The sequence below is a fragment of the Frankia sp. Allo2 genome (assembly GCF_000733325.1).
Lineage (GTDB): Bacteria > Actinomycetota > Actinomycetes > Frankiales > Frankiaceae > Frankia > Frankia casuarinae.
Genome location: NZ_JPHT01000076.1, coordinates 1 through 6,898, shown reverse-complemented (window position 1 = coordinate 6,898; position 6,898 = coordinate 1). Strand labels below are relative to the sequence as shown.

The following is a 6,898-nucleotide window of genomic DNA, read 5'->3' as shown; positions in this document are numbered from 1 at the left end:
GATCGTGACGTGATCGACCTCGAGGCTGCGTTCAGCGAGAAGCTCCTCGACGTCCCGGTACGACAGCGCATACCGCAGGTACCACCGCACCGCCAGCACGATCACCTCGGGAGGGAACCGGAACCCNGCGAACTCCGATGGCGGAGCCAGCGGACGGACACGACGTCGACGCATGACTCGATCATGACTGATCGGTGGCCGCGATGGCGGACTTCGCCGATGCAACAGTGCCCGACCTCGACCTGTGCCGCGGCGAACCGTTCGACCAGCTCGCGCAGCCAGCGCAGCTCGCGGGTGGCGTCCGCGACAGTGCCCGGGGTGATGCACACCCGCGGTCCCGCCGCCGGGCGCCGCAACCACTCCGGAGCCAGTCCCCCACCGTTGTACGGCAGGTACCGGATGCGGATACCCAGCCGGCTGCCGACCAGCGGCGCGGCCAGCGCGAGCGGATCATGCACCAAAAGGTCGGGCTCCCAGTCCCTGCAGAGATCGACGNCCCCGTCGGCCATCCCTGCCGCGACCGCCGCGAACCAGGTGGTCGCCTGGACGAGGCGGGGACCAGGCCGCGCACTCGGGTCGGATGGCGGCGCGGCAGGCTGGATCAGGCCGGGAGGCGGACTGGGACCGACCGGCGAGACCGACAGGCCGCACGCCGCGAAGTCGGGAGCGACCGCGACCCGCACCTCATGGCCGGCGAGCTGTATCGCCCATGCGGTGGGCACCATCGGAAGAAGATGCCTGGAAAGCGGGCATGACACGAAAAGGATACGCACGTCGTCCCCTCTGATTCGCGCGCTGACGCGGTGTCAGCCCGCGCACTCGTCGTCCGGCGACGTCCGTTTATCCGGCGGCGTCCGCCACGTGTTGCCCAGCCTGGTCCAGGATCAGCCGGACCTTTGAGCCGAGCTCGGTGCGGATGAACGAACGGGCCTGCTCCAGGCTGGTGCTCGCGCCGAGGAGCTCCGCGATCCCAGGGCCGTTGATCACCACGGTCTGGATCGAGCGGACCACAGTGTGATCGCCGCCGTCCTCGATGTCCCACCGCACGTGATGGCTGCTGGCCAGTGGCGGCAGTCGTAGCTGCTTGTAGACGATCCCGCGGGGTGGTCGGCCCACCCGCGCGGTCCGTGTCGTCAGCACACCACCCCGGCGCTCCGCGGTGTCGATCTCCACGAGCTGGACGTCCGGCTCGTCCTGCTGGACGTCCACCCGCGTCACGTGGGGCAGCCGGTCGGGCCACCGGTCGACCGCATACAGGAAGTCGTAGACACGATCGGCCGGCCCGTCAACACGCACGTCGTCGTGCAGCGTAAGCAGGAAGTCGGGTGCACTCACCGCCCGCTCCGCGGCGGCCCGCACCGCGGCCGTCTCCGCCTCGGCCACCACGTCGACCTGCCGGACCACCGCACCGATGTCCGCCGATACGCCCGCCGTCACGCGCAGCTCATGCGCCAGCCTGAGCAGGCATTCCCCGTCGGAAACCGGGACGACGGTCCAGGCACGCTCCATCGACTCCAGCGGCGGCGGTGGCTGCTCCACGCGGAACCAGATCCGTAGATCCTCCTGCTGACACCGACGGAACGCGACCCAGCGCTCGACCCGGGTGCCGGATGTGGTCCACATCCCCACCCGTTCAAGTTCGCCGTCCGNTCCCAGCCTCTCGGCGTGAACAAACGGGGCGAAGATGCTCGGCCAGTGCTCGAGCCCGGCCAGCAGCCGGTAGACGAAACCGGCTGGAGCGCCCACCCGAATCTCGTGTTCCCTGCGCAGGAATGGGGCCAGCGTCATCGGAGACGATCCCTTCGGTGGAGACGGTGCGGAGCGAGCGGACAGCGGCGGCCCGGACAGGGCGGACTGGGCAGACCGGCAGGGTCAGGCCAGCCAGAGTGTTGCGTGAGCCGATCCGTCGGCCGCGGTGGAGGACCCCGCGACCGCGCCTCGGTCGTTCACGCCGTACGCCTCCGCCGGCCCGGCGGTGGCGGTCGGCAGCCGGGTGACCTGGCCGCTCGGACTCCACGCCACCGCGCTGCGGGTGCCGTCGCTCGCGCTTAAGAAGCCGATGACGATCCCCCGCTCGTTGACGCCATAGGCACCGGCACCGGTGTCGCCGGGCAGCGGCGGCAGCTCGGTGATCCCACCGGCGTGGTCCCAGCGGACCGCGTGCGACCTCGCACCCGTGGTGGCGAGACCGACGATGATGCCGGTGTCGCTGACGGCGCTCGCCTCACTGGAGTCGCTGCCCGGCAGGTCGGCGAGTCTGGAGACGGTTCCGTCAGGGTTCCACCGGACGGCCCGCGCAACGCCGGCTGCAGTCTTCGAATAGCCGACGATCACACCCCTGTTGTTGATCCATCCCGCGGAGCTGGCGGTATCCCCCGGTAGCTGGGGCAGGGCCACGGGCGTGCTGGCCGAGGTCCACCGCAGCGCGTGGTACAACCGGTCCGGCCCACTCCAGAAGCCGATGACCGTGCCCTGGTTGTTGACCGCATAGGCCCGGCTCAGAATGCTCCCGGCAGGCGTCGTCAGCGCGGTGATCTGGCCAGCCGCGTCCCATTCCACCGGATGGGTGGGGCCACCGGGAATCAGGGAGGCGCCAACCGTCACGGTGCCAGCGTCGTTGATGGTGAAGGCGACGCTCGCCTCGTCCCCGGGCAGGGTGCCGAGGTCGGTCGGTACACCCAGGCTGTTCCACCGGACGGCGTGGTTGCGGCCGCTGGCACTCGCCGAGTAGCCGACGACGACCGCGCTGTTGTTCACGTCGTAGGCGCCGCTGCTGCTGCCGCCGGGCAGGGTACCGAGGTCGANCNCCGNCCCGCCGGTGCCGGCCGACGAGGGTCCGGCGCTGACCAGCGGGAGGGCCAGCGCCACCACCGCAGCACCGATCGCGCGAAAACCGCGGACGCGGCGGGTTCGCCGTCGCCGCGTCGTCCCGGCAACTCGGGGNGACGTGCTTGTTCCGGTCATGCGCTTCCTTTCACAAGGGAATGACAACGGCGCCTGCCGACGTGGTGCGCAGCGGCGCGCGGAACGGTTCGCGCCTGCCCGCACAGCATTCGCGCGTGGCGGTCCTTCGTCGGCGGTGGCGGAGCGGGGCGCCGGAAGCCTCGGGCCTGCTTTGCGTGAGCCGTTGCCGGACGGTGTGCGTCAGGTTTCCCCGGCCGGCGGGAGTTCTTCGGCGGCCGGGTGATGATCCTCCAGGGATCGTCGCGGTCTCCTTGTCTCGGCGGGGCGCCGGACTCCGCGTGCGGGACCTGGACCGCAACGCGCCGTGCCTCGCGGAAAAGATCTCAGATCGCTCTCGAGCGTCACCAGCGCCGCGCTCCGGAGTCGACCGAGGCCCGTTCGCGGCCTGGTCGAGATGCGCTGGAGATCCACTCGGCACCTGCTGGAGGTCCCGTCGAGGCAGCTGGGGTGAGTCGGTCCGGTCCTGGTGTCCGGCACCGGGCGCCCCGGGGGCGAGGCTGTCGGCAGCGCCGTCCCGTGGCCCTCGCGGCGCGACGACCCGGCACCCAGCAGCTTGCGGAGTGATTCACTCCGTTATAAGATCTCCAAATCGGAGTGAATCGCTCCGATTGACGAAGAGGGCGGGATTGTGCGCGCTGTGGTGATGGACCGGTTCGGCGGCCCGGAAGTACTCACGGTCCGCGACGTCGCGGATCCGGTTCCAGGACGCGGCCAGGTGCTGGTAGCGGTCGAGTACGCCGGCATCACCTTCGTCGAGACGCAGGTCAGGGCTGGCCGTGGCCCTGCGCTGCGAAACCCTCCGCCGCTGCCCCGGGTCCCGGGTAACGGCGTCGGCGGACAGGTCGTCGCCGTCGGAGCGGACGTCGACCCGGCCCTCGCCGGAGTGGTGGTCGTCACGACGACGGGAGGCACCGGCGGCTACGCCGAGCTCGCCGTCGCGGATGCGGACGACCTGATCCCGGTGCCCTCCACCGTCCCGGTGCGGGACGCGGTGGCGCTGCTGGCGGACGGCCGCACCGCGGTCCTCCTGCATGGCCAGGCGGAGGTGAAGCCCGCCGAGTCGGTGCTGGTCGAGGCAGCCGGCGGCGGCCTCGGCAGTCTGCTGGTCCAGCTCTCGGCGGCCGCCGGCGCCACGGTGATCGGTGCCGCGCGCGGCACCGCCAAACGTGAGCTGGTGATGTCCCTGGGCGCGGCGGCCTACGTCGACTACTCCCGGCCGGGCTGGACGTTGGAGGTCGTCGAGGCCACCCGCGGGACGGGTGTCGACCTGGTCTACGACGGTGTCGGGGGTGACATCGGCGCCCACGCCCTGACCACCCTGCGGGCCGGCGGACGGATCAGCATCCACGGAATGGCCAGTGGCAGCTGGACCGAGCCGCCCGCCGGCGTGACGGTGATCAGCGGTGATACGCCGACACCGGAGCAGATGCGTGCGCTCGCCGCGGAGGCGCTCGCGCAGGCGGCGGCCGGCAGGCTACGCCCGATCATCGGTCAGACCTACCCGCTGGGCGAGGCGGCCGCAGCCCACCAGGCGATCGAGGACCGGGAGACGGCCGGCAAGACCCTGCTGGTCCCATGACCCGGCCCGAGGCCCACTCCGGCTCCGCGGATGGACCGAACCCGTCGAACGATCTGGAGCAGGCCGGTCCGAGTCTCGTGCCGCTGGCCACGACCCTGATCGTCGGGGCGTTCGCGGCCCTGCTCGACACCACTGTCGTGGCGGTCGCGATCGACACGCTGGGGCGCGACCTGCAAGCGGACATCACGGTGATCCAGTGGGTCACGACGTCCTACCTGCTGGCGATGGCTGCCGTCATCCCGGTGGTCGGCTGGCTGGTCGACCGGTTCGGCGCCCGCGCGATCTGGTCGGGTGCCCTCGGGCTGTTCCTGGCCGGATCGGTGCTGTCAGGCCTGGCCTGGTCCGCTGGCGCGCTAATCGCCTTCCGGGTGCTGCAGGGCCTGGGTGGCGGCATGATCCTTCCGCTGACCCAGCTGGTACTCGCCCGGGCCGCCGGCCCGCAGCGCTTCGGGCGGGTCATGGGCGTCGTCGGCCTGGTCGGCCAACTGGCGCCGATCTCCGGCCCGGTGCTGGGCGGCCTGCTGATCGACACCTGGGGCTGGCGGTGGATCTTCTTCGTCAACGTGCCGATCGTCGTGGTCTCGCTGCTCATGACAACACGGTGGTTCCCCCGCGAAGACCCGCGCACGGAGCGTTCCCTGGACGTGGTGGGCCTGGTCCTGCTGCCCACCGGCATCGTGGCGATGATCTACGCGCTGTCGAACGTCGAGTCCGGAAGCACGGTGGTGTCCGCACAGGTGCTCGTCGCCGCGCTGGTCGGCGTCGCGCTGCTGGCCGCCTTCGTCCTGCGGCCGACGACACCAGGCCGGCCGTCGCTCATCGATCTACGCCTGTTCGGCGACCGTTCCTTCCGCGGCGGCTCGGTGATGCTGTTCGTCTTCGGCGTGACGAGCTGGGGCCCGATGTTCGTGCTCCCCCTCTACTACCAGCAACTGCGGGGGCTGTCCGCACTTGACGCCGGGTTCGCCCTCGCACCGCAGAGCGTCGGCCTGGGGCTTGCGTACCTCGCAACCGGCCGGTACGCCGACCGGCTCGCGCCACGCCCGCTCGTGGCAGGGGGTCTGGTGGTCGCGAGCGCGGGCACTCTGCCGTTCGTCTTCGCCACCGCCGACAGCAACCTGACCCTGCTTGGCATCTCGCTGTTTGTCCGCGGGATCGGGTTCGGGGCCGCGAGCCTGCCTGCCAGCGCCGCCGTGTACCGGACGCTACGAACGGCTGACATTCCGGGCGCGACCAGCGCGAGCAACGTCATCCAGCGCGTCGGCGCGGCGACCGGCACGGCCGTGATGGCTCTCATTCTCCAGGCGGACGGGTTCACCCCTGCACTCACCTGGATGTTCGTCCTCACCTCGGGCGCGCTCGCCGGGACCGTGTTTCTGCCAGGGCAGAAGCCGGCACCGGCGCCGCGGGACACGGTGCCCACGACGACGGCCACCGGCGCCCAGTAGGTGCGAGCAGGGCATCGGCGGCCCTCGCGGTGTCGCCGGTACTGACGATGTCCGCTGGCCGAGGGAAGTCAGCGGGTCACGGGGCGTCGGAGCGTCTCGTCAAAATCGAGAGAGGGGTCGACACACTCATGATCAACGTTGCGATCGTGATCGGCAGCACGCGCCCGGGGCGGCGCGGCGAGGCCGTCGCGCGCTGGGTTCACGACATCGCGGTCAAGCGGGCAGACGCCCGTTTCGGGCTACTCGACCTCAGGGATTTCAACCTGCCGCATCTCGACGAGGAGATGCCGCCGGCGATGGGCCAGTACCAGCATCCGCACACGAAGGCGTGGGCCGAGGCAGTGGCGGCGTTCGACGCGTACGTGTTCGTCACCCCGGAGTACAACCATTCGACGTCGGGGGCGCTGAAGAACGCCATCGACTTCCTGTACGCCGAATGGCACAACAAGGCAGCGGGGTTCGTGAGCTACGGTGCGGCCGGCGGGACCCGCGCGGTCGAGCACCTGCGCCTCGTGCTGGGTGAGCTCCAGGTCGCCGATGTCCGCGACCAGGTCGCCCTGTCCCTGTCGACAGATTTTGAGGGCTTCGTCGCGCTCAGGCCTGCGGCGCACCAGGAGGCAACGGTCACCGCGATGCTGGACCAGGTCATCGCCTGGGGCGGGGCGCTACGGCGACTACGGCTGGAGGCAGCACCGCAGCAGTAGGCGTGCACAGATACCACGCGGCCCAGGTAAGGCGGGCCGCTGGCCTGGGTCGAGCGCCAGCTCGGCCGGTGACCGCGTTGATCATCGGCCGAGCGAGGTGTCCCCCTCGGCACTGTTGCATCGGCGAAGTCCGCCATCGCGGCCACCGATCAGTCATGATCGAGTCATGCGTCGACGTCGTGTCCGTCCGCTGGCTCCGCCAT

Annotated in this window: 6 protein-coding genes and 1 pseudogene; 3 read left to right on the top strand and 4 right to left on the bottom strand. The window is 70.8% G+C overall.

From position 1 onward, the window contains the following. The 4 genes and pseudogenes from ALLO2_RS22560 to ALLO2_RS22545 all read right to left on the bottom strand — a co-directional run. Positions 1–174, bottom strand: a pseudogene (locus tag ALLO2_RS22560) (IS6 family transposase); the annotation flags it as partial. Continuing rightward, entirely contained in the window at positions 102–725 is a 624-nt protein-coding gene (locus tag ALLO2_RS22555) for a nucleotide disphospho-sugar-binding domain-containing protein (RefSeq protein WP_035734639.1), read from the bottom strand. The pseudogene ALLO2_RS22560 and the gene ALLO2_RS22555, both read right to left, overlap by 73 nt. A gap of 115 nt (positions 726–840) precedes the next feature. Beyond that, positions 841–1,788: an aromatase/cyclase gene (locus ALLO2_RS22550; protein ID WP_035734638.1), complete on the bottom strand. Its 948-nt coding sequence runs from the start codon at positions 1,786–1,788 to the stop codon at positions 841–843. A gap of 84 nt (positions 1,789–1,872) precedes the next feature. After that, positions 1,873–2,964: a hypothetical protein gene (locus ALLO2_RS22545; RefSeq protein ID WP_157493497.1), complete on the bottom strand. Its 1,092-nt coding sequence runs from the start codon at positions 2,962–2,964 to the stop codon at positions 1,873–1,875. Between the two features lie 628 nt (positions 2,965–3,592). Between ALLO2_RS22545 and ALLO2_RS22540 the strand changes: the two genes are divergently transcribed. The 3 genes from ALLO2_RS22540 (at position 3,593) to ALLO2_RS22530 (ending at position 6,695) form a co-directional block, all read left to right on the top strand. Continuing rightward, positions 3,593–4,543: a zinc-binding dehydrogenase gene (locus tag ALLO2_RS22540; RefSeq protein WP_011438516.1), complete on the top strand. Its 951-nt coding sequence runs from the start codon at positions 3,593–3,595 to the stop codon at positions 4,541–4,543. Continuing rightward, positions 4,540–5,991, top strand: a complete 1,452-nt coding sequence (locus ALLO2_RS22535) for a DHA2 family efflux MFS transporter permease subunit (protein WP_023842193.1) — start codon at positions 4,540–4,542, stop codon at positions 5,989–5,991. The genes ALLO2_RS22540 and ALLO2_RS22535 overlap by 4 nt, the downstream gene beginning before the upstream one ends. A 128-nt stretch (positions 5,992–6,119) precedes the next feature. Next, positions 6,120–6,695 (top strand): NADPH-dependent FMN reductase, encoded by a 576-nt coding sequence (locus ALLO2_RS22530; protein ID WP_035734637.1) that lies wholly within the window; start codon positions 6,120–6,122, stop codon positions 6,693–6,695. Positions 6,696–6,898: the final 203 nt, after the last annotated feature.

Excerpts from the sequence above, each read along its gene's own strand:
- ALLO2_RS22535 (WP_023842193.1), top strand. The coding sequence starts at position 4,540 with ATGACCCGGCCCGAGGCCCACTCCGGCTCCGCGGATGGACCGAACCCG.
- ALLO2_RS22530 (WP_035734637.1), top strand. The coding sequence starts at position 6,120 with ATGATCAACGTTGCGATCGTGATCGGCAGCACGCGCCCGGGGCGGCGC.